Source organism: Allocoprococcus similis, from assembly GCF_054660775.1.
On sequence record NZ_BAAHSG010000041.1, the window covers coordinates 1 to 1,720 of the forward strand.

Consider the following 1,720-nt stretch of genomic DNA (forward strand, 5'->3'; position numbering starts at 1 on the left):
ATGAGCTGGTAAAAGAGGGAGCAAACGCAAATGAGATCCTGATTCCAAAGTTATCTAGAGGGCACTGAAAAACCTACCGCTTTAAATTTCAAATTATAATGCACATATAAAATCCACCAGTTTAAACTTATTCTGGTGGATTTTCCGTTCTTTCTATTGCTGATTTCTTGTCTTGCATGCGAATTCTTTTTATTTTTCACTTATTAGCTTAATAATTCTCTTGAGATTTACTGCAAATATAGTCATAGCTCCCTGCATTTCCATGCCAATAAGACCTGATGATGACGCAATGTCATAACCATGTCTATGTTTTAATTCACTATTTTTTGCCTCTATTTTATAGCGTTCTTTCGCCATTTCTTTGAAATGTTCAGTTTCTTGAAATTGAGCCTGCTCACTATGTGAATCACAAATTAGTGTTTCTGTGTAGGTTTTCTTTTTTGCTCCTTCTTTATAACAACCCGCTTTATAAGGACATCTCTTACATTTTTCTACATCGAAAAAGTATGTCATTCGAGGATTCTTTCCTTCTGTTTTTCGCTTGTCAAGATATTTATGAATTGCCAAATGCCCTGCTTTGCATTGATACATTCCAGCATCTTTATTAAATTCGAATTCATCTGGCTTTGTACGATTTCCTTGGGTAACAATACTGTTTAACCGGGAGATAAGTTCATAATGATTATCCTTTGCAGCATCAATATTTTCCTTACTTGAATAGGCTTTGTCACCAATCACAGTTTCAACTTTCATTCCCGCAGCTCTGCTTTTCCGAACCAAAGTTGACAATTCTTTTCCGTCTGTTTTTTCACCACTGGTAATGGTTGCGGCTGTAATGATTCGTTCCTCTGTCATAGCTATATGTGTTTTATATCCGAAGAAAGAAGTATCCGCTGTTTTGTGTCCTATCCTTGCATCATTATCTTTTGAAGTTTCCAAATGTTCAAGATCATCATTGACAGATTCCTCCAATAAATTTAGCTTTTCCTGCACTTTAGGGTAACTGCATATGTCTTCATTGTCTTTTACAATAGAAAGTAGTTGTTTGCAGTATTCCAACTCTTTTTCAAGAGAATCTTCCGTATTTTTGTTTGGAAATTTTTTCTTCATTGTTTCATCCACTTCGTAAACGGCACGTCGTAGTTTTTTTGATTGCTCTTGAAGTGCCTGTCGGAGCGTTTTTTGATTGTATCTTGATTTCGTATGAGTAGCATCTACGATAATAGATTTTGATTTTATTATTTTTTTATCCAATGCAATCTGAACCGTCTTTGAAATCAACATATCCAACAGATTCATATCTTTCAAACGTAGTTTACGAAATTTTGTCAAAGAACTGGGATTAATAACAGTTTCTTCTGGTGCCATATCCAAAAAGTATTTAAATGACATATCATATTTAGAACGTTCTACAACATCAACATCAGATAAATCATAGATAGCTTTTAAAAGCAAGTACTTAAACATTCGAATAGGCGGAACTGCATTACGTCCATTATCAAGACAATATTTATCAATCAATTCATCATAAACAAATTTAAAATCAACCAGTTCTTTTATATGACGAAGCAGATTGTCTTTTGGAACCACCAGTTCATATATTTCCATGTAAGGACTAAGTACTAACTTCTGTTGTTGTTCAATCATAAAAACACCGCCTATACTTGATATTTATATTATATCAAACATAGGCGGTACTATCTACTTTTTCAGTGCCCTC

1 protein-coding gene is annotated in these 1,720 nt (G+C 34.0%); it reads right to left on the reverse strand.

From position 1 onward, the window contains the following. Positions 1 to 189: 189 nt before the first annotated feature. Positions 190 to 1,647 carry an IS1182 family transposase gene (locus tag ACYQ5K_RS14645; RefSeq protein ID WP_173689667.1) on the reverse strand — a complete coding sequence of 486 codons (1,458 nt, stop codon included), beginning with the start codon at positions 1,645 to 1,647 and terminating at the stop codon, positions 190 to 192. Positions 1,648 to 1,720 lie beyond the last annotated feature (73 nt).

Excerpts from the sequence above, each read along its gene's own strand:
- ACYQ5K_RS14645 (WP_173689667.1), bottom strand. The coding sequence starts at position 1,647 with ATGATTGAACAACAACAGAAGTTAGTACTTAGTCCTTACATGGAAATA.